24 protein-coding genes are annotated in these 26,550 nt (G+C 40.3%); 18 read left to right on the forward strand and 6 right to left on the reverse strand.

Features of this window, described 5'->3' with window-relative positions; genetic code table 11:
* The first annotated feature begins 175 nt into the window (after window positions 1-175).
* The 8 genes from GFS24_RS28075 to GFS24_RS28110 all read left to right on the forward strand — a co-directional run bounded on the left by GFS24_RS28075 (window position 176) and on the right by GFS24_RS28110 (window position 5,269).
* The gene (locus GFS24_RS28075) at window positions 176-787 is read left to right on the forward strand and encodes a hypothetical protein (RefSeq protein ID WP_153665690.1); all 612 of its coding nucleotides are present in this window, start codon (window positions 176-178) and stop codon (window positions 785-787) included.
* A 288-nt stretch (window positions 788-1,075) separates the two neighbouring features.
* Window positions 1,076-1,972, forward strand: a complete 897-nt coding sequence (locus tag GFS24_RS28080) for a sigma-70 family RNA polymerase sigma factor (protein WP_153665692.1) — start codon at window positions 1,076-1,078, stop codon at window positions 1,970-1,972.
* A 53-nt stretch (window positions 1,973-2,025) separates the two neighbouring features.
* Complete coding sequence (locus tag GFS24_RS28085) at window positions 2,026-2,487, forward strand: hypothetical protein (protein ID WP_153665694.1); 462 nt, start codon at window positions 2,026-2,028, stop codon at window positions 2,485-2,487.
* A gap of 1 nt (window position 2,488) precedes the next feature.
* On the forward strand, window positions 2,489-2,842 hold the full coding sequence (locus GFS24_RS28090; RefSeq protein WP_153665696.1) for a DoxX family protein: 354 nt from the start codon (window positions 2,489-2,491) through the stop codon (window positions 2,840-2,842).
* Between the two features lie 37 nt (window positions 2,843-2,879).
* Window positions 2,880-3,632, forward strand: a complete 753-nt coding sequence (locus GFS24_RS28095) for a hypothetical protein (protein ID WP_153665698.1) — start codon at window positions 2,880-2,882, stop codon at window positions 3,630-3,632.
* A gap of 352 nt (window positions 3,633-3,984) precedes the next feature.
* Window positions 3,985-4,455, forward strand: a complete 471-nt coding sequence (locus GFS24_RS28100; RefSeq protein WP_153665700.1) for a hypothetical protein — start codon at window positions 3,985-3,987, stop codon at window positions 4,453-4,455.
* Window positions 4,456-4,481: 26 nt separating this feature from the next.
* On the forward strand, window positions 4,482-4,892 hold the full coding sequence (locus tag GFS24_RS28105; protein ID WP_153665702.1) for a MauE/DoxX family redox-associated membrane protein: 411 nt from the start codon (window positions 4,482-4,484) through the stop codon (window positions 4,890-4,892).
* 29 nt (window positions 4,893-4,921) lie between these two features.
* On the forward strand, window positions 4,922-5,269 hold the full coding sequence (locus tag GFS24_RS28110) for a hypothetical protein (protein WP_153665704.1): 348 nt from the start codon (window positions 4,922-4,924) through the stop codon (window positions 5,267-5,269).
* Here GFS24_RS28110 and GFS24_RS28115 read toward each other — a convergent pair.
* Genes GFS24_RS28115 through GFS24_RS28125 form a run of 3 tightly spaced genes read right to left on the reverse strand, consistent with a single transcriptional unit; the run spans window position 5,247 to window position 11,251 of the window.
* On the reverse strand, window positions 5,247-6,362 hold the full coding sequence (locus tag GFS24_RS28115) for a prenyltransferase/squalene oxidase repeat-containing protein (RefSeq protein WP_153665706.1): 1,116 nt from the start codon (window positions 6,360-6,362) through the stop codon (window positions 5,247-5,249). The two genes, GFS24_RS28110 and GFS24_RS28115, sit on opposite strands and share 23 nt — an antisense overlap.
* A gap of 20 nt (window positions 6,363-6,382) precedes the next feature.
* On the reverse strand, window positions 6,383-7,741 hold the full coding sequence (locus GFS24_RS28120; protein WP_153665708.1) for a RagB/SusD family nutrient uptake outer membrane protein: 1,359 nt from the start codon (window positions 7,739-7,741) through the stop codon (window positions 6,383-6,385).
* A gap of 3 nt (window positions 7,742-7,744) precedes the next feature.
* Entirely contained in the window at window positions 7,745-11,251 is a 3,507-nt protein-coding gene (locus GFS24_RS28125; protein WP_173003227.1) for a SusC/RagA family TonB-linked outer membrane protein, read from the reverse strand.
* Between the two features lie 259 nt (window positions 11,252-11,510).
* Here GFS24_RS28125 and GFS24_RS28130 point away from each other — a divergent pair, with 259 nt between their 5' ends.
* From GFS24_RS28130 to GFS24_RS28165, 8 genes are all read left to right on the forward strand, one after another.
* Complete coding sequence (locus GFS24_RS28130) at window positions 11,511-12,080, forward strand: RNA polymerase sigma factor (RefSeq protein WP_153665713.1); 570 nt, start codon at window positions 11,511-11,513, stop codon at window positions 12,078-12,080.
* Between the two features lie 30 nt (window positions 12,081-12,110).
* On the forward strand, window positions 12,111-13,178 hold the full coding sequence (locus tag GFS24_RS28135; RefSeq protein ID WP_153665715.1) for a FecR family protein: 1,068 nt from the start codon (window positions 12,111-12,113) through the stop codon (window positions 13,176-13,178).
* 546 nt (window positions 13,179-13,724) lie between these two features.
* Window positions 13,725-14,195 carry a hypothetical protein gene (locus GFS24_RS28140; protein WP_153665717.1) on the forward strand — a complete coding sequence of 157 codons (471 nt, stop codon included), beginning with the start codon at window positions 13,725-13,727 and terminating at the stop codon, window positions 14,193-14,195.
* Between the two features lie 37 nt (window positions 14,196-14,232).
* Window positions 14,233-15,180 carry a helix-turn-helix transcriptional regulator gene (locus GFS24_RS28145; protein ID WP_153665719.1) on the forward strand — a complete coding sequence of 316 codons (948 nt, stop codon included), beginning with the start codon at window positions 14,233-14,235 and terminating at the stop codon, window positions 15,178-15,180.
* Window positions 15,181-15,500: 320 nt separating this feature from the next.
* Window positions 15,501-15,956, forward strand: a complete 456-nt coding sequence (locus GFS24_RS28150) for a MauE/DoxX family redox-associated membrane protein (RefSeq protein WP_153665722.1) — start codon at window positions 15,501-15,503, stop codon at window positions 15,954-15,956.
* A gap of 147 nt (window positions 15,957-16,103) precedes the next feature.
* Window positions 16,104-16,415: a DUF6520 family protein gene (locus GFS24_RS28155; RefSeq protein ID WP_153665723.1), complete on the forward strand. Its 312-nt coding sequence runs from the start codon at window positions 16,104-16,106 to the stop codon at window positions 16,413-16,415.
* A gap of 79 nt (window positions 16,416-16,494) precedes the next feature.
* Window positions 16,495-16,800 carry a hypothetical protein gene (locus tag GFS24_RS28160; RefSeq protein WP_153665725.1) on the forward strand — a complete coding sequence of 102 codons (306 nt, stop codon included), beginning with the start codon at window positions 16,495-16,497 and terminating at the stop codon, window positions 16,798-16,800.
* 22 nt (window positions 16,801-16,822) lie between these two features.
* Window positions 16,823-17,137, forward strand: coding sequence for a DUF6520 family protein (locus tag GFS24_RS28165; RefSeq protein ID WP_153665727.1), 315 nt, complete (start codon window positions 16,823-16,825; stop codon window positions 17,135-17,137).
* 44 nt (window positions 17,138-17,181) lie between these two features.
* Here the strand turns inward: GFS24_RS28165 and GFS24_RS28170 are convergent, their stop codons facing one another.
* The 3 genes from GFS24_RS28170 to GFS24_RS28180 all read right to left on the reverse strand — a co-directional run bounded on the left by GFS24_RS28170 (window position 17,182) and on the right by GFS24_RS28180 (window position 23,898).
* A complete protein-coding gene (locus GFS24_RS28170; RefSeq protein ID WP_153665729.1) occupies window positions 17,182-18,726 on the reverse strand; it encodes a TlpA disulfide reductase family protein in 1,545 nt (514 codons plus the stop codon).
* A 256-nt stretch (window positions 18,727-18,982) separates the two neighbouring features.
* Window positions 18,983-20,368: a RagB/SusD family nutrient uptake outer membrane protein gene (locus GFS24_RS28175; protein ID WP_153665730.1), complete on the reverse strand. Its 1,386-nt coding sequence runs from the start codon at window positions 20,366-20,368 to the stop codon at window positions 18,983-18,985.
* 50 nt (window positions 20,369-20,418) lie between these two features.
* A complete protein-coding gene (locus GFS24_RS28180) occupies window positions 20,419-23,898 on the reverse strand; it encodes a SusC/RagA family TonB-linked outer membrane protein (protein ID WP_173003228.1) in 3,480 nt (1,159 codons plus the stop codon).
* A gap of 722 nt (window positions 23,899-24,620) precedes the next feature.
* On the opposite strand from GFS24_RS28180, the gene GFS24_RS28185 reads away from it, so the two are divergent.
* On the forward strand, window positions 24,621-25,172 hold the full coding sequence (locus GFS24_RS28185; protein ID WP_153665734.1) for an RNA polymerase sigma factor: 552 nt from the start codon (window positions 24,621-24,623) through the stop codon (window positions 25,170-25,172).
* 73 nt (window positions 25,173-25,245) lie between these two features.
* Entirely contained in the window at window positions 25,246-26,358 is a 1,113-nt protein-coding gene (locus GFS24_RS28190; RefSeq protein ID WP_153665736.1) for a FecR family protein, read from the forward strand.
* Window positions 26,359-26,550 lie beyond the last annotated feature (192 nt).

Genomic DNA, 26,550 nt, shown 5'->3' on the forward strand with positions numbered 1-26,550 from the left:
CCAGAGCCTGTGCAGCCCGTCTTTTCAAATAAGATTACCAGCTGATCTTATGGTACACTCCAGTATCCATACCTGAGTATAGCCATGCTATTGCCCAATGGCAAACAATTTTTCTCTTTTATCAAGGGATAGTGTTATTGCTATGCTTATTCTTAAAATTAAAAAAACGACAACCATGAAAGAATTCATTTATGATTTCAGATTTTTACTGGAAACCGCTGCTAAATGCAAACAGGATTTTGCATACTGGCAATTTTTCAAGAAACAGGACTACCAGCTCTCTATCCACTTCCATAAGTTATCGGAAGACTATCTCCGGTTATTATTAATAGACCTTCACGCACTGCTCAGCAGATCGGAGTATGACAAATACTCTTTCCGTTATTTGTTCTCCAGGCTCCAATCAAATATATATCACGAACAAAAGATCACTGACACGAATATTACGCGTTGGATTAATATACTTGACAAACACGAACAAAGCATTGAGAAGGTGAGAAAATGGAAAATCCAAAAAATTGAATATGGCTTTCCAAATCCGGGAAATCCTACAATGATGTCAACGAAGGAATTTCAGCTACTGGTCATTGCCATAGAATTTATTATCATAGAAATATGCTGTATTGAAGAATTGGGCCTGCCGAACCTAGCTACAATAGAGGACCGATTCAGCCATACTGTTGCAGATGGATTCAAAAGGATAGAACTGGAAAAACAAGTTGTAGAATTGTCTAAAAAGTTTAGTAACAACGAAGCCGGAATAAATACAATGCGAACTGCAATCTAAAAATCAATATTATGAAAGAAAATTCGACCAACAAATGGGACTTGATCATGCGCGTATACACGGACCTCGGTATAAAATACATTCTAAACGGTTTAAGAATCCTTACGATTCCATTCCAATACCTCGCCAGCATAGAGCGAAGGATCAGGAAACGGCTTTTAGGACCTCACCACCGGTCATTCGACTCCGGGTACCTTCTGAGGATCTTAAAGAATCCACCCTGGCAAATTTTTCAGGGTTTCAACCAGTACCTGTCACAAATAAAATAGCTACATTGTCTTATGTAATATGACAGACAAAACAGCCACATTCCTGGAATACAAAGCCCTGCTGTTCTCCATTGCCTATAACATGCTTGGCAATGTAGACGCAGCAGAAGACATCGTGCAAGACACCTTCCTGAAGTGGATGGAGATCGACACCATAGACATCCGCCACACAAAAGCCTACCTGGTAAAGATCACTACCAATAAGTGCATCAATTACCTCCACAGCGCCCGGCAAAAAAGGGAGGAATATATCGGCCTGTGGCTCCCGGAACCGCTGCTCAATTATAATCCCAACACTGAAACGCCGAAAATTGAATCCTACCATGCGCTGTCCCTGGGGTTTTTAGTCCTCCTCGAGAAACTGACCCCACAGGAAAGGGCCATCTTCTTACTGAAAGAAGTATTCTCCTACGACTATTGGGAATTAGCAGAGATGTTCGAAAAAACGGAAGATAACTGCCGCCAGATCTTAAAGCGCGCAAAAGACAACCTGGGCAAAGATGCCCGGCGCTTCGAAGTAGATCTTAAAGTACATGAAAAGATCCTGCACAAGTTCCTGCAAGCCATTTCCGAAGGCAGCATGGAAGAGCTGATCGATACCCTCAAAGAAGATATTGTGATGTTTGCAGATGGTGGTGGAAGACTATTCCCTACCAATGGCCAACGCCTCGCCGCTCCGCCAAAACCAATTTATGGCCGGGAGAATGTCAGCAAGCTGTTGCTCAGCGCTGTATCCAAACTGGATTATATCAATGGCCTGGAAAGAGAGATCATTGTGGCGAACGGGCTACCTTCTATTATTTCATATTCCAAAGGACTACCCTTCAGCCTTATTTCTTTTGAACTGGAAGAAGACCAGATCCGGAATATTTATCTCCAGATCAACCCGGATAAACTAAAACAATTTAAAAAGTAGCCGTCACAAAAGAAGCATGCGCCCTGTCTTATGTTTAAATAAAACACAGAGACATGCTTTTCAACACCTCTTTATGGTTCCATATCATCGGTATCAGCCTGATGGCTGGTGTTACCGTAGCAGATTTCGTGCTCACCAGGAAATTCTGGGCCTTCTATGTAAAATCGCCGCAGGAAGGGATTCTAGTACGAAAGATCTCCAATAAGCTCCCCGTATTGATCATTGCCGGCATCTTACTCATCCTGTTATCCGGTGTGGGGATGATGATCGCCACACATGGCGTTTTTGATACTTTCTTATGGTTCAGGATTAAAATGGGATTGGTGCTGTTGGTGATCCTCAATGCGGTCATATTTGGCCGCAGGCAAAACACGCAGCTAAATAAGCTCTTATTAAAAGAAATCCCAGAAGAACAATTACTAAAGCGCATCCAGAAAAACTTAAACACCTTCCATATCACTCAACTCACCTTGTTCGCCTTCATCTATCTCTTAAGCACTTTCAAATTCAATTAATATGAAAAATATCAAATACTGGTCTCTCACCTGCGCGATAAGTTTCTTCATACTGTTCAGCGCTTATTATTCCGGCACTCATGCAGCAGAATTTGCCCAGTTGGGGTTTCCCGAATACTTTAGGATAGAGCTTACTATTGCTAAGATCATCGGCGCCGTGGTGTTACTTTTCCCACAAGTACCGGTGAGGATAAAAGAATGGGTTTATGTGGCCTTCAGTATCAACCTGTTCTCCGCCTTCCTGGCCAAACTGAATACGGGGTCCCCTGTTATTGGTATAATAGAACCGCTTACCGTATTAGCGCTACTGATCTTATCCGCCTGGTATTTACGCAAGAATCTACAGCCAAACTAAAAAACACCCCTTATATTGCAGGTAAATAATAATACCTATGCAATTCTCACTTAAGGGGTTTTTTACCTTACTGTGCGTGTTTAGCTTCTGCACAAATGCCTTTGCTCAGGCACTCAATGATACGGCAGAAGTTCTCCTTGTAAAAATTGGAGAAAACCTGCCGGAAGGCGCAAAAAAGATGGGGGATGTAAAAGTGCTGGATGGCGGTTTTAAGATCAAATGCGGATACGACCGCACCATTGAACAGGCGAAAGAAAAAGCGCGAAAACTCGGTGCGAATGTTATCCTGATCACAGAACTGAAAGCACCAGATTCCAAAAGCACCTGTTACCGCCTGCGCGGAGATGTTTACTATGCAGAAAACATTGCTGGTTATACGCCCATCTCAAGCAGTGCTTTTGACTCTACAATGAATGCAATCGTACCACCTGATTCCCCTTATGCCGTAATATGTGTTTACAGGCCGAAGGGAGGAACCGGCATGCTCGTGCATTACAACCTGAATGTGGGAGATTCTGCAGATTGCCGGATGCGGAATGGTAGTAAGTATTCCGTAAAAATATACAAACCCGGCCCGCTAACGATATGGGCGCAAACAGAAACAAAAGAAGAATTGACTATGAATGTGCAACCCGGGAAAGTATACTTCGTGAAATGCAGTGTGAAGATGGGGGCTTTCGTGGGTAGGCCGAAGTTTGTTGAAGTGGATGCACACTTTGGCTTGTCCGAGTTTAATGCGGTGGAGATGAAAGGAGATCCTGAGCAACAGGGAGATCCTGTATATAAGTAAAATTTAATCATTGGTTTGGGTTCCTTAAAGGCCCCCAAACCAATGGTTCTCAATTAGATAAATACCTCTTTACCATAGAGCCCCCAAATTTTCTTGCTGGTGACTAACCCTACCTCCCTCATTTTTTCGTCTTATAATTAAGTGAATGTTAATTAGATGTTATCGACAAACTGAGAACAGTCTCAAAACATACTTCGATAGCGCATTTAGAGAATCAAACGGCTTGATCCAATATTATTACTCGTTAATACTTAGTTAAATACATCCAAAGTACTCCATCACGGCAATTGCAGGCACCGCAAATGTCGAACGTTAAAGTCATGCCTGTAATTATTCATTTAAAGGCTCAGATATGTTATTTGAATTAATTAAACAGCATCATCCAAATGCGATACGCACGTCTGTTATACCGGAGGAATATGCAAACCTTGCACTCCCTAGCCACGTAGCAGATGTAACTATTGATAATGACTGCACACTTATTCACCAAACTGTACATGAGAGAGGATACAATCTCTGGGTGAATAACTTCTTTATCCACAAGCCACTCAGGTTACATGTGCTTCCTCAGCAACGTTTGTATTCCTTGTATTATAGCGTAGAGAACACGGTAAAACTAATCATCCAAAATAAAGAAAGGAATATACCATTAAGAGATTTCTGTCTATTGGATCTGCCCCGCGGACAACATTTCGGTGACTTTGAAAAAGGAACATACAGATCACTTCACATTACTGTTGATGAACAAAATAAATCAATACTAAAAGATCCGGCTTACGCCGCCGCACTTCTTAGAGAATATTATTTCGATGCGGCTTTCTAGCTTCATCAGACTTAAAACATTCCTATATGAAGAAGAGGAACATGATGATCAATATCATCTCAGCCATTTTTATATTTCTATTTGTCTATACCGCACTAAGTAAACTATACACACATAAGCTCTTTGCACAATCCTTGGAAGAAACACCAATAATCGGGCACATAGGTATATATATTGCTATTTTACTACCTCTCATCGAACTGGGCATCTCTCTGCTTTTATTAATTCCACGTACCAGAAAATGGGGCTTATACAGTACCCTCACCCTGATGATAGTATTCACCCTGTACATCGGATACATGATTGTTTTCACACCCAACCGGCCTTGTACCTGTGGAGGAGTAATAGAAAAAATGACATGGACACAGCATCTTGTATTTAACATAGTATTCACCCTGCTGGCTTTAGCAGGTGTAATACTCGTCTTCAGTAAGTAGATAATCTATTCACTTTAAATCCAACATTTATGAAAAAGCATCTATTAGGCATTTTTGCTGCGGCATCTGCCATTGCATTAAGCTCCTTTACCGCACCCAAAACTGAGGTAGTCAGTTTTCATTTTCTTCCCCCCAACGGATATGAACTTGCATATGAAAACCCCATGTTCTGGGAAGTAGCCGCTAGCAGTTATGAATGTAACGACTATCCCAATGACGTTTGTATTCTAAGGATATCAGAAGATTACCTGTATACCTATCCGGGAACCCGGCGGGATCAACTTGCGGCCTACCTGGCTGATCAAGGCGTAAGCTCCACTGATTTTTCAAATGCCGGGGATGCCGTTGCGTATTTCACTTTCTCCATGAAACCTTAAGCCAATCTAAAAGCGGTTGTATCAAAAGCCGGGTACAACCGCTTTCCTTACCCCCCAATACCCCAAATAAACATGGATGCCCTGCATATATATAACTTAAAGTATGCCCATTGGTTTGGATGATCTTTGTAGATGGCCAGTTGTGCGTAGTGTCTTGCAAAGCTTTACATACCATCAACGTATCAAATATAGCCCACAAAGGTTTCCGGGTACCGTCTTCAAAGGAAGGGTGTGTCCAGAAATAGTCATTGTTATATTTTATCAATTCATTTACGCCATCAAATACCGTAAAACTTTTCGTATTCCCGGATAGGATCAATGCTATGAATACAGTCTGAACCGGCATGTGATGAAAGACCAACTCCCGCCCTCTGAATAGGATGCTTTCCTTATATTCATATTTTATATTCCACTTTGTTTGCACTACGCTGCGTGTCTGGCCCTTTAACCATTGAACGGCCGACTTCAGGTTCTCATTATTAACGTCGTACCCTATTGAGGTCAGGGTAATGATCACACGGGATGTGTAAGTAATGTTTGAAGTATCTCCTGGTTTGCTTCCCCATCCTTTATCCGGATTCTGTACTTTAATCAGCCAATTCAAGCCTCTTTCATATTCATAAGTATTAGCCTTTCCATACTCCTTAAGTGTTTTAAGCGCCAGGCAGGTGGTGTACACACGGGATATATCTCCGGGCATTATTCCCCACCCCTCATCCCGCAAACACCTGATAGCACTTTTCATCAGCCAATTCAAGCCGGCTTGTATTCTTGGATCATTTCCATATTCATCATGTAATGCCAGCAATGCCATGCAGGTGGCTTCTGTGTTAGCCATTTTGTAAAAATTGGTCACATCCCCCCATCCTGCGTATCCTCTGCTGTTACCGGGGCTTTTGATCTGATCATTCAACAGGCTCTCTTCCACATTTAGCTTGTCGTTAAAATCCGCTCTGAAATATTTAAAGGCCAATAATACTTGTGCAGTGGCAATTGCATCTATTTTCTTGTCCTGCCGGTAGTGGGACTTAATATTCTTTAATGCTTCCATAACTGTAAAATCAATTTCTGCTTTTTTAATGCTTTTTTTCATTTACGAAATATTATGGCACATCATAAAGGGTTCTGTTCGACGCCGGTCAGCTGGATCACATCTTCAGGAATGGGCATAGCATATCCCGGGTCATTAGGCGGCAATACATACGTTTTATTATTCACGACCCTTTTCAGTACAATATCTTCCCCTTCTTTGTTTAATCTTTTCACATCCATCCATCGCAATCCCCGCATGATCAACTCCTTTCTCCGCTCAGCGAAAATGAGCCTCAAGGCTTCCCTGGGCGTATTCGCTACTAAAGGAACAAATGTGTTTATAACAAATCGTTTTTCCAGCAACTTGTTTAGATCAGCCATCGCAGCAGGAATATTTTCTGCCCTGGCATAAGATTCAGCACGCATTAAATACACCTCATTAGTGGCCAGCCCGCTGAATAAAGCCACAGATCCTGCATAACTCCCTCTAAAGCCATAGCTATTGCTGCCATTACTCCTAAAGAGCATCTTCTTTCTCAGGTCATTCGGGCCAAATGATGCGTATAAGTTTGAATCTATCCTGGCGGTCATTGGATTTAACGGAGAAGTGATCAGCATACTTGATTCTGTAATGATTTCCTCATTACTATATCTTGGTGCAAAAGGAAATGAAGTGGATGGGTTCTCCTGGAGAGAATTAAAATCCTTTAAGGTGCTTTTCATTTGTAAACTGAGATTTGCATAAGTGCCCATTTCAGGATACTTCCTCATAGAAAGATACGTACGGGCCAGTAACGCATAAGCAGCAGCTTTAGAAGGGCGTATGATATGTTTTGGCATTTCAGGTAACAGGGCTGCCGCCATTTTCAGATCGCTGATGATCTGATCATATGTTTGCTTTAACGAAGCCCTTGTTGTTTTTATATTAGCATCCGGATCTAACCTCAAAGGAATACCCAGGTCTGTATCCGCTGTACGCTCATCATAAGCTGCCGCCCAAATGAAAGCCACCTGCAGGAAAGCCTGCCCTCTCAGAAAAAGCGCATGGCCTTTAAGATTATTCCAGTCTTCCTGGTCTCCCGGAACTCTGTCTACTTTATCAATATTAAATAATACATTATTTGCCCTGTTAACATTTACATAAGCATTTCCCCAGTCACCATTACTTCCCGCCTGAAATAAGTTACCCTTATCCCAGATGTACATCCGTTTGTCAAACTCGTTTAAAAGGTTCCAACTAGCATCCGCCAGGTAGTAGTCGTCCGCGCTCATTTCAGCAGCCCGGGGAATTTTTTGATTGATCAATGGTTCATTGTCCAGCAATGCCTGCAGATCTTTAATTTGATCAGGGGTCACTAATTTCTGGTCCGGCTTTTCGTTCAGGAATTTTTCACAACCAGTACCTAGTACCAGTAGCGCTAAAAATAGTAGACTTTTCATCAGTTATTTTTTTGAAAAAGTAAAGTTGGCACCGAATGTTATACTGGGAGAAATACGTATACTCAGACTCTCAGGGTCTATTTTATCTTTATTCGCTCTCCACAGGATCCCCAGGTTATTGCCTATCACATAGGCTTCTATCTTTCCGAAAGACGAACCGAATAACCGGGGCCGGATTATTTGATAATTTAGATTCAGATTTTCAAGCCTGATATGATCACCTTTGGCTGCCTGATCACTATTCAGCATATTGAACCGGTCCCTGTCCTGCACGGCAAATTTCATGGAAGGTACTGTAGTGGTTCGTTCATCCCCGGGCCTCTGCCATCGTTTGGAATAATCAGCATGCCCAACCATTAAATAACTGAGGCTTTCATAGTTAATAGATTCTTTCCGGAAATAATACCCCAGCTTATATGCTATCCTGACAGTGAGTGTAAAATGATTCCAGCTGATGGAATTACTCAGTGAGCCGGACCATTTAGGCAGCATCCTGCCGATATATACCAGTTCATTGAGTTTTGTACCACTGCCAAGTATCAGTGAATAATTCTTACTGGGTACTCCGTTTAAATATCCTCTGGGATCACCATAAGCGGGATCAAGCCCGGCAGATGGATAAGCGAAATAAGCATATGCAGGATATCCTTCCCGCCCAACTGCCATTCCTCCTGTAATAGACGCTGGGTCTAGTTTCCCGTTATCCTTTAGTTTAATGATCTTATCCTGATGCATGTTCACAATTAGATCCGAACACCATTTTACCTTTCCTTTAATATTAATGGAGCTAAGTACTATGTCTACTCCGTTTCCTGCCATTTTACCAATATTTTTGGTGGCAAGATCTCCTTGTCCGGCAGTAGGATCTATGCGGCTTTCGCCATACAGGTCCCTCATCCATTTTCTGTAAAATTCAAAACTGCCGAATAATCTGTTATTCTTCAAGCTGAAATCAATTCCTGTATTCAGCATGCTTACCTGCTCCCATCGGAGTTCCGAGTCAAAGAAATTTTCTATCCTGGCATAGGGAGAATTTAAGGCTGCATTCTGGCCTTCATACCGGATGGTTGTTATCGCTACTTTCCTCGGATCCACATTACCATTTTGTCCGTAAGAAAAACGCCACTTCAAATAGGAAAGCCATCTATGGTCTGGTTCATTTAAAACAAGCCAGCTGAAACCGGACGACCATAAGGGTTTCCATTTTTCGTTTGTTTTCATCCCAAAGGTGTTGGTGGCATCCCTTCGCCCGCTGATGGAGAAAGTATACTTATCAATAAAGGTATAAGCGGCGTTTGCATAAATGGAAACGAAGCGGATGTTCGTCTTGTTCAATAAAGAAGTACCGGGGATCCTTTCCTCTGTACCTGTAATAAGATGAGGATAGGGATTCATGAAATCCACCCCCGCATTGGAATATATCTCTTCATCAAACCCATAACTCCTGGAAGAATTTTCCTTCGTGAGTACCTCACTTATTTGTCCGCCAGTGATGGCAGCTATATTATGTTTCCCAAATGTCTTATTGAAATCTACCTGCCCCCGCGCATCACGGCTCAGCTGATTAATATTCATAATGTCCAATATGCCGCCCGGAGGAACCATGTATTTTATGGTGTTCCTGGAATAGTCGATCAGGGAAAAACGGTTGATCATATCGCGGGTGTAGTAACTATGTTTATCCTGATGCAGGCTATTTTCCGTTCTTTGGTTTTGAAAACGGTATTTGGCAGACAAGGTCAATTCATTTGTGAGCCAATATTTCAAACCCAATTCTGTATTGATTTCCTGGATATTGGTTCTGTATATGACATGCTTATAGTCCTCCAGCGGATAATACAGCCAATTCTGTAATTTGTCACCGCCCAGTGTATCTATAAACCCTTCCCGGTAACTGTTATAAGTATATAAGGGTATCTGCTGCCCATCTTTATCAAGGAACGCTGTATAGATGGGTAATTGATCTGCCCTGAAACTCCCAAAAGCAGGCGCACCGCTTTTGCTATCACTTTGTGTAAAAAATACATTGCTTGTAAAGTCCAGTTTCCCTACTTTATAGATATTGGAAAACCGCATCGTATATCTTTTGTAATTTTCTTTCAGCTCATTTTCGTTATTATCAAAGCCCCCTGAAAAACGCCAGGCATGGTCTTCCGTACCCTGGCTAACATTTATGGCATATTGCTGATTTACGGCATCCTGATAAAAATACCGGTTAAAGTCATTTCGTACGTCTCTGTTCCTAAGCTGGTCTAATTGAGCTTTGGCCTCAGGTCCCGATATCTTTCCCTCCCTTTCCATTAACAATATACTAACAGCCGGAGTGAGAGAGGCATATGCCGGGAACGGGATCCTGGCATCATAAAATTTATCCTTGAATAATTGTGTTTCCACATCTATCATATCACTTGCGGGCATCAGCTTTAGAGAGAACAGATCAGGCCTTTTAGTGACAGTAACATTGGTACTCAACGTTACATTAAAAGGTTGGTTGAAGCGGCCTTTCTTTGTATTGATCACTATCACACCATTCCCCGCTCTGGCTCCCCAAATAGAAGTGGCAGCGGCATCCTTTAGGATGGTGACATTTTCTACATCATTGGGATTTATATTCCGCGGATCATCATTAAACTGGAAATCATCTAAAATGATCAAAGGTGGTGTAGGGCCGCTAAAAGTACTCAGCCCCCGGACCAAAAAACGATTCCCGGTAGGTTTAAGATGGGGAGGAATTGTTGTCAGCCCGCTTGCTATATACGGAAGGCGGCTTAAAACGTCCGTACCCGCCTGCTCATTGAACCGTCTGTTATTGATTGTTGCGACAGAGCCCGTCGTGGTTTTTCTTGATATATTTTGATATCCTGTTAAAACATTAATATCCACACCGGGTAATTCCTCCGGTAGCGTATTAAGGATGATCCGTGAATAGATCTGACCCGTCGGAATACTCACTAATTTAGATGCATACCCTATGGAAGAGACCTGCAAAGTATCATTACCAGGAACAGTCTTAAAGCTGAAGTAGCCGGTAGCACTGGCAGCCACTTTCTCCTTTCTTAAACTAACCGTTGCCCCAGGAATAGCGGTCCCATCCGCATTCATGACCCTTCCGGATAGTTTTTTGGATGGAATGGAATCCGGTGGCTTACTCCTGGAGGGTTTTTCTTGCATTATATTAGCTGGCTGCACCACATTACTCCTTTCAATTATTACATTAAGACTGTCTTTATAAGACCATATAACCGCTTTTCCTGCAAAGATACGCTTCATGGCACCTTCAACAGTGACATTGATTAAAGGTTCCTTAAGCGTTTCATTGATGTTAAAGTCCTCTTCATTATAATGGAAATTAAGCAGGGTTTGCTTTCTAATGCTTCTAAACACCTCTGCAAAGGTCTGCCCGGCAGCAACCATCTCTATTTTCTTGTCCTGCGGCTTCTGTGCAGATACTGGCATGAAATTCAAGAGAAAAACGATCAGGAAAAATACAAATTTGTAAAGTTTAGTCATTGATCCAGTTTGTGTATTATAAACCTCCCTCAAGCCGGACATCCATCCGGCCTGAGGGCCTTAATAAAATCCCGGCACAACTCATTTGTCTTTTTAAATTGGAAATCTAAATTGGATAGGCAATATCATTCAACTGTAAATAGTAAAAAAATAAAAAACGTGACATTAATTTTCAATTTATATTTTTTAGTCTTTGCAAATAATTAACTAAAACTGCGGGATTTTCGAACCAATTTTAATAAAACATTCCCCACGCCCAATGAAAAACATATCTGCCGACATAGATCTTTCGAACGCCGACGATGAAACACTGCTGCATGAGATCGAAAAAGGAAATAAACCGGCTCATGATGAGATGTACCGCCGATTCTTCAGATTCCTTAAAATAGAAGCCTATTGCCAGTTAGAAGACATAGATAATGCGGAGAATGTGGTACAGGACGTATTTATGGAAATCCTTGAAAAACCGAGGATCAGGCATGGTATCCAGCTAAAGCGTCATCTGTTCAATAAAGTAGTACGACGCTGCCAATCTATCCTAAAGCAAAATGGGAAGGTCAGCTATCAGGATACTTCCGCGATTGGGCTCTATCATGATCCTAATGAAGATTACGATCGCAAAGATGTGCAGAAAAAGTTCGATTGCGCCATTAAACATATATCTATTACCAGCAGGGAAGCCTTCAGATTGCGGTGGAAAGAAAACAAGTCCCATAAAGAAATAGCTATAGCCCTGAATCTGTCCGTTGATGCCGCAAAAAAGAGGATCAGCCGTGGGAAAAAGGAGTTTTTCAATTATCTGAGAGCATACCGCATATACCCAATTTAACATCTACTCTTACTGCAACCTTGTATTTTTATGAACGTACCACCTAATGAGCACCTCTCTCAACTTATTACTGAAGAGATTTCCGGGATTATCAGTCAGGAAGACCAGCGTATTCTGGATAAAGCTAAAACAGATGATCCGAAAGTACATCGGCTCTGGAAAAAGAAAAATGCTTCCATTAAGGAACAGCATGTACAAAACTGGATAAATAAACCTGCTGACCCGGCATCAGGCAAATCGGCTTCGAAGAATGGAAAAATCATCTGGTTAATCCTGTTCGTAATAGTCATCACTGCCGGGTTGTATTTTTTAAATCTCCCATCTAAAAAAACAACTTACCTAACTAAGACCATTGAACTTCGCCTTCAAAATGGATCAGTGATTGATCTGAGCCAGGAAGGAAAAGTAACCACAGGCAACATCACATTGAACAAACTAAAAGGATCATTGACTTATTCTCTGAACACAGAAATTTCAGAACGGGCAGAACTCTACGTTCCTGAAGGCCAGGTATATAAAGTAACATTACAGGACGGTACGGAGATATTCATAAATTCCGCTACAACAGTAAGTTTCCCCACCTCCTTCATGAATAGCAAAAACCGGGAAGTCACCATCAAAGGTGAAGCTTATTTAAATGTAGCGCAAGCCCCTAACCGTCCCTTTATTGTAAAAGCAGACAAAGTAACCGTGGAAGTACTGGGAACGGAATTCAATGTAAACAGTTATAAGGAAAAGCGGATAGAAGTCGCACTCGTGAATGGTAAGATTCGGTTTAACGCAGGGAACAGGTCAGCTATATTACAACCAGGGGAGGTTGCAATAGATATGGAAAACGGCATACATACCAGAAAGTTTTATGCAAATGATCTGCTGAGCTGGAGAAAAGGCCAATTTATTTTTGAAAATAAACCACTTGAAGAGTTAATAGAAGAGATCCATCGTGTGTTTGGACAGGAAGTAATCCTCGAAAATCCAGACATTGCTAACCGGCGTTGTTTTGGCACACTGTATAGAAATGATAGTATTCAGAAAAGCCTGGATTTCCTCAAGCTTAAATATTCTATTGACTCGAACAACGTCGTTCATATTAAATAGATCCATCTGAGTGGCAAAGCGAATTTGTTAATAAAATCCGTTTTGCCACTCTATTATCTGCCTTCATTAACATTTATCCCCCCAAATAGCTACCCAATTGTAGTAATACAACTACCCATTCCGTATTTGTTAGGATTCCTCCTGAGCCGCTGATCCCAACTGCAGTAATATTGCAGTATAATCGTTTAAATTTAAAACGTCGTCGCATATACGTATGGAACTAACGGGTATCTCTGAACGTCTGAAATGTTAAAAATTCTGCAACAACAATGGAAATATTTCAACTGCGGACATATTACAGTAGCATTTCGCAATTTCGTACACGTTCAGTTTAATCCCAAAAATTTACCATGTTAACCTAAAAGAAAATTAAACCATTTAACTATGCGATTTATTTACATGTAATTTTAATTTATCCAAGGAAAACCATCCGGCGTTATTTATTGATTGGACCCATTGCGTGAGATTAGCTTAAAGACATGAGACACCCATTCCACAGATAGCAGATTCAGCCGGATCAACGATTACATTAAAAGGCCATTAGACATGTTATTCCAATTAAGTGAACAGAATTTCCCTGATGCTATCCACACGTCCGTCATACCAGAAGCGTATGCCAGCATCGCCCTACCAGATCATACCGTGAATGCAACTATAGATGATTGCTGCACCCTCATTCACCAGTCTATAGAAGAGAACAATTATACCATCTGGGTGAATAATTTCTTCATACACAAACCCCTTGTGCTTTATGTGCTACCGGAGGAGCCTACTTATTCCCTCTACTATAGTATGGAGAATACCGCCAGGTTCCTCATTTACGATAAAGTATCCGTCATAGCACCTGAAGGATTCAGTATCCTGGAGATGGCCCCCTGCTATCATTATGGGATCTTTACAAAAGGGGTATACAGGTCCCTCCACTTAACAGTTGATGCACGTAACAGGTCTATCCTGCAAAACCAGGATTATGTGACGGCATTATTACGGGAACATTATTACGATATCGCTTTTTAGACATACGATTGTCCATTTATTTAACATTGTGGCATCCATGAATATACTAATTGAAAATCCGGAACTGGAGGAGATAGTCATTCAGTCCAAAGTAGATCATGCTTTGCGTGCGCACCAGATAAGTCTTGCTACAGCACAAACCATTACAGGCCATTTTGGCCACATCCTTACACAGTACATTCCTTTCGATGACTTTACCGTGTGGCATCATATGCTGCACATTAAAAACACGGTAAAACTCTATGCCTGTCAAAGTGAAGACGGGCTTCCCATCATATTTGCACTGAAGGGATCTGTGCTCTCGGTTGAAAAATGCCATATCAGCGAAGGACAGTGCCTGATAGCAACGCCAAACATCTCCGAAGGCAAATACATTGAGCCTGGAGAGTATGAGTTTCTGCATGTAGATATTAAAGCTGGGTACCTCACCAGCCTGGCAGAAATATTCCCCGCACTGAAGCAGGTGAATAACCCAAAAGTAGAGTACAGAGCAGTGATTCCTGTTAAAGCACTGCTACGGATCCATACCCTCTTAAAAAATGAAACGGGCGAAATGACAGGGAAACTTATCATGGACTCCACCGTGAAGCAGATATTGCTTTATACCATTGAGGAATTATCCAAACAACGGGTAAATGGGGTGGTGCTTCCTTTAAAGGAAAAGCAAAAGTTGGAGGCGGTCAGGTCTTTTATCACCAATAACCTGGAAGGGAAATTGACCATTGAGCGATTAGGAAAACAGTTCGGCATTGCGCGCACCTCTTTGAAAGAGAATTTCAGGAAACTGTTTCATACCACCATACATTCTTATATAATAGATAGGAAAATTGAAATGGCGAAGTTGCTATTAGAGGAAGGAGAGACCATAACGGAGATCGCTGAACGCGTGGGATACCCTGATACGACTAACTTTGTGAGGGTATTCAAGAACCAGACTGGTCTTACACCTGCAACGTATAGAGAAAAGAAAACACGACCTAATTGATTATTATTATTTGTCCGATTTGATCAACAAATATCTCTTACGTTGATGGATATTTGAATGTAGACAATAATAATTGCAAAACTAATTTTAAATGTTTCATTGACCTTGTATTATCCTACATCTCCCAATGGAGCTGTAGGTGTTTACAGGGTAAGCAAAAAAAGAACACCGGCCGAATTGATCATTTTTAATTGTCCGATTTGATTAGAAACATTTGATGCAGGTAAATGATATTTGAATTCGAAAAAGATACAGGTCAATTACAGCTTAATCTCCAAAAAGAAATAACAAGACACATTGATCCATAATCTCACTTTGTTATGAAGAGCAAAACTATTGTTGATATCCTAATTTCATTGTTTATCCTATTGTTTATATACACCGCTACCAGTAAGGTTCTCAATTGGGACGATACCGTAAAATCAATGCATAACCAGCCAATTAACAGATCACTGGCAGATGTACTCGTTTATGCTTTACCGATCTTAGAATTGGGCGTTATTGGCTTAATGCTTTTCAACAGAACAAAGCTGCTGGGGATCTATATATTCACAGGAATGATGCTCGCATTTACAGGTTACGTAGCATTGGTGCTCACAAACTATTACGGGAGAGTTCCTTGTTCTTGTGGTGGAATTATCAAAGAAATGGGATGGAGAAGCCATCTTACAATGAATATCACATTTGTTATCCTTGGATTAGTAGCCATATACTTAATAAAGAAAAAGGAACCCAAATACTTTGTTCCGAATAAGAATATGATTGTTGCTGAATAATTACCACTAATTTATTACTACTCATTTCAACATACTGATACGTATCACGTAATAGGGAATATAATAGGTTGCAAACTATTTCTAATCCGTTCCCCTTTACATTCATTTTCCATAAAAGTTCATTTTTAACTATTAAAATTCAAAAAGATGAAAAATTTAAAAGTTGTATTATTTGCCCTGGCCTTGATGGTAGGTGCTGGAAGTGCATATGCTTATAAAGTTGCTGCTAACTGTACTGGTTCTTTGCCTGTTTTCACCAAAGCTATACAAACTGAAACTTTTGTAGCTAATGGTGCTATTGCTGCTGATCAAACACTCAGTAACTACGTTACATTATCTGGCGTTAGCTACGAGTGCCTGGAAACAGATGATTTAGTTTGCACTTATACTTTTGATGTAAATGCTCCTGTTGGTCAAAGGATCAAACAATGCACTGAAGGTATAAACGAAAGAGACTAATTGACATCTTTTTATGAGGGCTGCCTGCAAACGGCAGCCCTCATAAAATTTATATATCCAGCAAAGCAAATCAGTCAACATGCCATACCTGAAGTTCACTTATTCCGCTGCAATCATACTGATCGGTATTGGAAGTGCTTTTGCACAAAAAATGATCTCCTCCTCATCAGCATTACCCGTATATGGGAAAAATATACAAAGTGAAACATTCGTTTCGGTAGGTGCTCTTGCAGCTGATCAGAATATCAATAATTACTTCTCTTTAGATGGCATAGATTACAGCTGCATTGATGACAATCGCGTATGTTCTTATACTTATGACATCTCAGCACCAGCAGGCAGTAGAATTAAGCAGGATTCAGAAGGGCTTCTAGAAGTTGAATAACAAATACCTCAAATCCCTCAAGATGAAAAATTTAAAAGTTATACTATTTACGCTCGCCCTTATCCTGGGTATCGGTAGCGCATATGCTTATAAAGTTACACTTAATTGCATTAATGGCCTTCCTAGATTCAGTAAAGCTGTACAAACTGAAACGTACATAGCTGAAGGTGCTCTTGCCAGTGATCAAACAATCAGTAACTATGTCTCAATAAGTGGCAGCAATTACGAGTGCCTGGAAATAGACAACCTGGTATGTACTTATACCTTTGATGTAAATGCTCCTGTTGGTCAAAGGATCAAACAATGTGATGAAGGTATGTACGAATCAGGCGATTGATCTCTTTTATGAGGGTTGCTGCTTGTAAGTAACCCCCATACATTCTACAAGAGATTCCTTTTTATGATACTGATCAGTGAATCCTTATTCCGAAGCTCCGAATTAGAAACGCTTGCGATCCTTCCGTTCTTATCTATTAAGATAGGCCTTGGATAGGACCTGATGCTATAATGCTTTATAATAGGATGATTAGTTGATAGCGGGCCTGTATTTAGATTTATCAAATTATCCTTTCCTATTGATGTATAAATACCGCTTCGGACACTTTTTTGGAATACCTTAAAATCCTTATCGATATTGACCGTTATAAATATCACATTAGTATCTTTTCTAAAAAAATCTTCTACGAAAGAAAGCTCTTGTCCATAATATTTGGAGCAGGCCCCGCATCCTGTATACCAGAAATCCATCATCACTACCTTTCCTCTAAAATCGTTCATCGTATAATCATTTCCATTATAACCCTTTAATTTAAAGTTGAACGCTTCCCCTCCTATCTTATTATTATCATGGAGCTCGTTCAGGAAATCAATGTATTTCTTATTTGAAATCATGCTGGTTGCTTTACTAAACAACCCGTCTACATCACTCGTTTTAATAAAATTCTCTATCGTGTAATTAAGGACCAATTCATCCTTTGCAATTCCATTATAACCAGCGATATTATCCAAAACCGATTTTCCATTACCAAATTTTTCAATCGCCAGGATCTTAAACCTTTCATTTAATGTACTAACATATTCTAAAGCATTAAATAATGCATAAGTGGATGTATCAAGCAGCTTGTTTTCTATACTATCCTTAAAGTACCGTTTAAACTTTGCAATCTCACCTTCCATTGTCTTCTTAGCAAGATCGTCTTTTGCCTTTGTTAAGTCATATAAAAACCTATTAACGTAAAGCTTCAAAAGAAAGGCCTCATAGTAATCATTCTTTACTTTTGAAATATTCCAGAATATCTTAAACAGTTCAGGAGTAATCTTGTCTTTATAGGTATTTAACAGCTCCCATTCCCCCTTCATTATTCTTCTGGGTTGTTCTATCGCAGCCAAATAGGTGCTAAAATCCTGGACATACTGTTCTTCAGATTGTTCTGCTTCCTTTTTTACTTCTTCATTACTTATCTTTTCGAGATGCTTAATAACATCCTTCGATCCATATTGATATTGCATCTTTGCTGCCCCTCTTCCCCCAAATTCAATTTCACTCCCTGATGCATACATAACAATGCTATCCCCATTTTCCATTACAAAGTTTTCGAATATGGGTTCGGGGTTCCCCCGTTTAGTTGAACCGCAATACAATGATACATAGCTATACTCTACGTTGGAATTTAGTTCAAAATGGAATGTTCCATCTGCGCTAAGTGCGGCCCTTTCCATGTGAGGCAAATATTTGGCAAATTTCTCAGAACAAAGGTTTTCCCATAAACGCAGCCTGATTGAGTCCCCGACTTTATAATCCTTTATCTTCCCCGATATAATAATTTTCTGGGAGGTATACTTCTCATTAAATGCTCCTCCGGCATCAAAACACAATAACATGGAGAGAAAAAACAGCATTAATGAGCCTGCATATCGTCCATTCATAATTCGCCCTTTTAAGTAATAATAATTAATTGTCAAGATATCTATCAGATCGTTTTTCTACTATTCTATGCAGGACATTAACTTTAATTTAACAACAGGATCCTACATAAGAATAAGAGTATTATTACTATTAAAAGGGTTAATTGTTTAAAGAGAATTTTAGAAAATTAAATTCTGCGCAGTATAGGCTAAAATAGCTTTGCCCGCTAATCCTTAAAAGGACTAGCGGGCAGAAAAATATTATATGCTATTTATCTCAACGTATATTCTGCTCTATGCCGGAAAACGCAATAACATCATTAGGGATAGGCGCCACATACCTTGGATCATTTGGCGGTAATGTATATGTTACACCGTTCAGTATCCTTTTCAGCGTGATATTCGCACCTTCTTTATTGAGTCTTCTCAGATCTGACCATCTCAATCCTCTAAGGATCAGTTCTTTCCTCCGCTCAACTAAAACCTGGCGCAAGGCATCAGCACCATCTGTGGCCACATAATCTACAAATGTTGTTTGTCCGCTAACTTTACGCCACCTCGTCTTCAGCAGATCATTCAAATCCTTCATGGCTTCCGTAACCTTTCCTGCACGTGCATAACATTCTGCGCGTATTAAATAAACCTCATCCGTTGCAAAACCACTGAACCGTACCCTCTCATTGTAACTGCCTTTCAAATTTCCTGCGGCTGTATAGTATATCTGCTTTCTGAGGTCATTAGCTACATAAGAACTCAAAATGGTTGTATCAACAAAAAAACCAGCCGTTACACGTAAACTTGCTATGACTGTTGATTCTGACAATACGCAGCTTTGATAAATTGACTCTACGTTGAATTTAGTAAAAGGGTTGGTTGATGAAAGGGAAATTGTATTGTAATCTATCAATTTATTATAGATCGCTAGTGTGCTATCCGCATACTGCCCTGCCATCTTATAATCCCTCATACTAAGGAACGCCCGTGCCAAAAGAGCTGTAGCTGCCGGTTTTGACGGTCTATTCCTGTTCAATTCAGGTACCTGAACCTGCAACAGGTTCTTCGCTTCAATAAGATCATTAATTATCCTATCATAAGTTACCTTAACAGTAGATCTCTCGGTTTTATCATCAATGCCTGCTGTTAACCGTAAAGGAATTCCGTACATGTTTGAAGCTGCACTCTCATCATACATAGGGCTATAGGCCTGTGCCAGATTATAAAAAGCAAATGCCCTGATAAATAATGCGCTTCCTTTTATGTTATTATAAAAGGACTGGTTTGATGCATTCACTTCTATATTTGCCAGCCCCTCCAGTACTACATTCGCATAAAACACTTGTTGATAGGGTAAATTCCAGTCACTGATCTTTTCAACACCATTATAGATCTCCTTGTTCCATATGTAACAATTCTTCTCGTGTATCTTCTTCAATCCGTTCCAGTTATCATACTTAATATAGTAATCATCTGAGGAAAGATCACCAAAAGCGGGTGTTTCCCTCATATAGCTATCTACATCAAGTAATTTCTGAAAATCCTCTAGTGTTGAAGGAATAGTGATGGTTGAGTTAGGACGCTTTTCTAAAAATTCCTTATCGCATGACATTAATGGTATCAGGACAATTGCAACCGCTATCACGCTGTAATATCTATATCTGTTCATATCTAGTTCATTTAGTATAGTTAATCAATCTATCTATCTCCAGGCACCTCTTAGAGGTCCATACTTACGCCAATCGCATAAGAACGAGGAGTACTGATACCCCCAACAAAGTCAGGATCAATTCCAGCTTTGTTAGATTTCCAGATCAATCCTACATTATTAACATATAAATAAGCATTCAGATTCTTAACAACATTACTCCGGAATTTAATAGGATAGTCCAGCCGGATATCCTGTATGCGGATATGATCACCTTTCAACACGTTAATCTCAGCATTTGCGTATAACAGATCCCTCAAGCTATTGGATGGATAGATCATAGAAGGAACATTCGTATGGCCTTCGTCTCCCGCTTTTTTCCATCTGTTCACATACTCATCCTCTATAGCACCTGAATTACCAAGGATTCCGCTGTATTGCAGGGAGGGTTTCCTGATATAATAATCGAGTCTATAGGTAATATTAACCGTCAAACTGATCCCTTTCCAATCAAATGAGTTTATAAAACTTCCAAAATAAGTGGGTTTTGCATTTCCGATATATACCGCATCATTTATATCAGTAGAAGAATACAAGGCACTATAATCTTTACTGGCTCCGCCTTTTAAATACGATTGCGGATCACCAGTTGCCGGATCAAGACCTGCCCACTTGTATGCATATACACTGTATAACGGCCTTCCTACAACCGGATTAATTATTGAATTGTAAAAGAGTGTATTAAGTCGGCCGAAATCCAGTTTATATTCTGTCACCTTTTCTTTGGAATGGTTAAATATTAAGGTGTTTTGCCATCTGAATTTCTTATCAATAATTATGGATTTTAGCATAATATCAAATCCTTTCCCCTCAATATTTGCCGTATTACCAACAAAGGTTGTTATCCCGGAAGTAGGATCAATGGGGCTGGAACTAATCAGGTCATCGCCCTTTTTGTTATAAAGATCCACACTCCCGCTAATTCTGTTTGTTAGCACCCTAAAGTCCATCCCTACATTGATAATCCTGGTCCTTTCCCATCTCAGCGAAGGATTAGGAGGATTTTTCACCAACAAAATAGGTGCATTGTAATTATTTACAGCTCCTGCTGATGCGGTGGCAACTGCAGACAAGGAGTTATCCACGTTACCATTTAAACCATAGGTAGCTCTCAGTTTCAAATAAGAAACCACTGTGCTTTTGAAGAAACTTTCATTGGATATATTCCAGGCACCGCCAACAGACCATAAAGGCACCCCTTTCTGATTGGTTTTAACGCCGAATAGATTGGATTCATCCTTTCTTACACTTCCTGACAAAATGTATCTACGATCAAAGGAGTAGGAGCCATTCGCATAATATGACCTGAACCGGTTCACTGAATTATAAAGAGATATTGGATACAGGAGAGGAATTCGTCTTAAACCGTTATTATTAAAGATTGGATATTCCTTATTAAAATCAACCTGTGCTTCTACTCCTAATTCAGTATCATATCCATACAGGCGCCTATTAGTTCTATTATTAACTAATTCACGTTGCTCTGCACCAGCTATTATTGCCAGTTCATGAATACTATTAAAGGTTTTTGCATAATTTACCTGGCCCCTCAAACTAGATGCAGCGGTTTTCAAATCATCCAGGTCCACAATTGCACCTAATGGAATAGCTCTGTTAACCTGGTTTGTAGAATAGTTAACATCAGAATATTGATTGATCAGATCCCTGGTATAGTAGGAATCTTTATCGTACAAGAGCCTGTTAGCAGAATTCCCATTTGCATACTGGTAATTGAAACTTACATCTAATCCATCTAAAATTTTGTAAGAAAGCCCTGCATCGAACCTATAATCAATCGACTTTGACGTATTCCGGTTTAGCCCGATCTCAGCTAAGGGGTAATACCGCCAATCCAATAACTTTCCCTGTCCGGCAGTATCAAGAAAGCTTTCCCTGTATTGCCTGCCTGCACTTAATGGATCACTTTTTGTTCCTAATGAATAATAAGGCTCCAGTGAATTTATGCTCTCAACTCCCCCCAGATCCATATTCTGCTTTGAAAAATAAACACCCAGATTAACCTGCAATTTATCTTTCAGGAGCAATAGCGAATTTTTTGCATTGATGCTTATCCGCTCAGTACTATTCCCTACCAATGTCTGATTTCCTTTATCATACCCCAGTGAAATATAATAATTCTGATTCCGGCCACCTCCGCTCAGATTAACCGCATATTGCTGGTTCACGGCTGGCCTGTAAAAGTATTTGCTCTGTTCCGCAACAACGTCATTTTGTCTGAGCAGGTTCAGTTCATTATTCATCTGTGCTTCACTGATCAAGCCATCTCGTTGCTTAATGAAGATCTCAACAGCAGGTGATAAAAGGGGATGTGTAGTACTATTCTCGTCAGTACTATAATAGCCATTATCAAACAGATATTTTTCGTAATCAATGTAATTATCTGCCTTAAACCGGGGAATGCTTCTTAGGTTAGGCTTTTCCGATACAGAAACGTTTGAATTAAACGACACCTTTAAGGGCTGATTATTCCGTCCTTTTTTTGTAGTGATCACAATAACACCATTTCCGGAATAGGCGCCCCAGATCGAAGCCGCCGCCGCATCTTTCAGCACCGTGATCGTTTCAATATCATTGGGGTTGATCGTACTGATATCAGCTGGATAAGGAAAGTTATCTACTACGATCAGGGGATTAGGATTAGCAAAAATGGTCCCCCTGCTTCTTATGCTAATGGCAGATTCATTTGCCCTCCCCTGTGCATTCTTATTAAATACCAGTCCGTTCACCACTCCTTCTAATCTATCCAAAGCATTGGCAGATACCCTTCTGTTCAGTAGTTTGTTATCCACCAATTCAAAAGAACCCGTTGCCCGTTCTTTTGCCATATTCTGGTATCCGGTTGACACTACTTCAACTCCTTGTATATCTCTGATCAGAGAATCCAGTTTAATAACCAGTTCCCTTTGCCCGGCTACTCTATATTGCTTTGCCCCAAAACCGATCGAAGAGATCAACAATGTGGCATCTGCAGGAATATTAGCAAATTCAAAATTTCCGTTGCCATCTGTACCCTGTCCCCTTCCCTGCCCGCGCAAAGAAACGGTGGCGCCCGCAATGGGTCTGCCCTGAACGTCCATCACCTTTCCGGACACATTCATTAATGGAACAGAATCTTTATCCTTATTCTTTGGTACGCCATCCACAATGATACTTGGCCCCTGGTCCTTTTCACTTTTTCCGATCCGCACGATGTTATCAATGTAAATCCAGGACATCGCTCTGCCGGCAAACAGGTATTTCAACACTTTTTCAACGGTCATATCTACAGAAGGAATATTTACCCTTTCATTCTGGTTAAAATCGTCGTTGTTATAGCTGAATCGCAGCCCTGTCTGGTCTGTTATACTTTTAAGGATTTCCTTTATTGTTTTATTCTTAGCCGCTACACTTACCACTTTATCACCGGGACTGTTCTGTTTGGCCTGGCCTTCCACATTAAATGAGATCACTAAAAAAAGAAAGAATGTCAAAAATTTCAGAAAACAAGTTGATTGATTAGTACAGCTACTCATGATGTTCGTATTTTCTTTTAAAACTGCCTCTGCACTTAAAGAAGTCAGAAGGATTCCACCACTTAAAAAAACTTCCAGATGTATAAGCTAAACGGTAGAAAATGCAGCTTTTCTGCAGGTATAGATTATAAATTAATGATTGATCTTCTGTTTAATTAGTATCCGGGTATAGGACTATACCATCTAATGTATGCGGTTAGATTAGTTTTACAATATCCCATGATCAGCAATTGGTTTATTCTAATTCCCCTGACTAATGTTCTACTTTATAAGTTGCGTCTTTGTAAAATAGGTGACATTAATTTTCAATTATTTTTAGAATAAATAAAAAATAAACCCGGTTTAAATAACAACTTTTTAACAATCACTGTTATAAATTATGATTAATATAATTAAGAGATAGATTAATTTTACAGCATTACGTAAACCATAGCAACTGTTTTCTTACGTTTTTTCTAAGTTTTTTTTCTCGTGAACCTTCTGCAGTCCTGTATTGTAAGTATATAAGGCAATTACACAAACAACTATGAGCAGCACACAGTGGAAAAAGGATTGGAAAAACTAAAACATATACTATTTTTACGAAGTCCATTATGTTCTGCCTATAATTCTGACTAAGCGAGAATTATCTATTACACTGAATAAGTAAAAACCAACTCAAAAAGAGCGGATACACTATTATGGATTTTTTGCAGTCTGACGATCTAACGCTTTTGCATGAGATTAAAAACGGAAACGAACTGGCATTCAATGAAATGTTCAGGCGTTACAGCCGTTTCTTAAAGATCCAAGCCTACTACAAGTTGAAGGATACCCAACTTGCTGAAGAAGCTGTGAACGACGTCCTCATTTCTATCTGGCAAAGGCGAAATAACATTGAGATCAATATACCACTGAAGGCTTACCTCTTTAAAGCCATCACTAAACAGTGTGCCTATAAAGAAAGGAGCCTCCGGCAACATAGGCTATTGGTAAACCATGTAGATGTGATGGAAACAGACTTTGGTTTCTATCCCGCCACCCTGGAGAATAAGGAACTCGGCCAAAAGATCCTCAACGCCATAGCTCATATATCTGCCCCATCCAGCAGGAGGGCATTCGAGATGCAATATATCTACCACAAACCCCAAAAGGAGATCGCCCAGGAAATGAATATGTCCTTAGATGCTGTAAAAAAGAAGATCAGCAGGGCCACTCAGGAAGTACGCTCCCTTTTAAAGAAAAGTCATTAACAATTCAGGTCTCCAATTGTTAATTCCCCCTCTTCGTGTCACCATTTATTATTTAATGCAACTTTAGATTTGTATGAGCTTACCATTAACCCGTTATGAACAGCTGATTGCCGAGGAACTTGCCGGCATCATTACTTCAGAAGATCAGGCCGCTTTGGACAAAGCAAAAGCTGATCATCCGGAGGTATATGAGCTGTGGAAAGAACAGCAGTCTCTTTTCGCGCAAGAAGATGTTCGCAGCTGGCTGGAGCAGGATACCCCCCCACCAGTTATTGATGCCCCCCCGGTAGTAGTAAGGAGGGGACAAGTTAGACGTGTGTTGATGGTAACCACTAGCATAGCAGCTATTACAGTCCTTATTATAGGTAGTATCTATTTTCTGGGGCATAAAGAAGAAAGCGTTTTAACAGTCAATACCAGGAAGCCAGCCATTGAACTCAAGTTGGAAAACGGGTCTGTGATAGACCTCAGCCAGGAAGGCAAAGTGCAGGCTGGTAACATCTCATTAAGCAATCAGCAAAAATCATTGACCTATTCTGCCGGCAATAACAAGGAAATGGCTACCCTATCCGTACCAGCCGGTAAAGATTATAAAGTAACACTCTCCGATGGTACAGAGATCTTTATGAACTCTGCTACCTCCCTACGCTTCCCTATATCTTTTAATAACGCTTCCACCCGGGAAGTAACGATCACCGGGGAGGCTTATATAAAAGTAACGAAAGACCCCAGCCATCCTTTTATCGTTAACACGCCCGAAGGATCTGTGCAGGTGTTGGGAACAGAGTTCAATATTAACAGCTACGAGAAAGGAGATTTTCATGTAGCGCTGGTAGAAGGGAAAGTGCAGTTTAAAGCAGGAAGGGATTCTGCTATCCTAAAGCCAGGCTTCTCAGCTGTCTATAAGAATAACAACATACAAACCGAACGCTTTGATGCGGATGATGTGCTCAGCTGGCGGAAAGGCATTTTCCTCTTTAATGATAAAGCGTTGGAAGAAGTGTTTAAAGTGATTCCGCGGTGGTTTGGGCAGGAAGTGGTGATAGATAATCCTACAGTAGGGAAGGAGCATTTTACCGGGTTGTTTGACAGGAATAAGACTATCCAGCAAAACCTGGATGTACTAAAAGCTTATAATGGCATTGATTACTCCATTGATGGGAACAATGTTATTCATATAAAATAACCATTCGAGAACCGTCCGCATACCATTTTATGTATTCCTGAACTAAACTGTTTGTAAGTAGTTCTGATTTAGATTTTGGTTTTTACATAATCTCAATTCTAATGCGAAATCAAGAGGGGCTTCTGCCCCTTTTATTATCTCTTCTTCCCGTTCCGCCTAAATACAGAGACAAACTGGTAAATGCAATAACCG

The sequence above is a fragment of the Chitinophaga sp. SYP-B3965 genome (assembly GCF_009647655.1).
Classification (GTDB): domain Bacteria; phylum Bacteroidota; class Bacteroidia; order Chitinophagales; family Chitinophagaceae; genus Chitinophaga.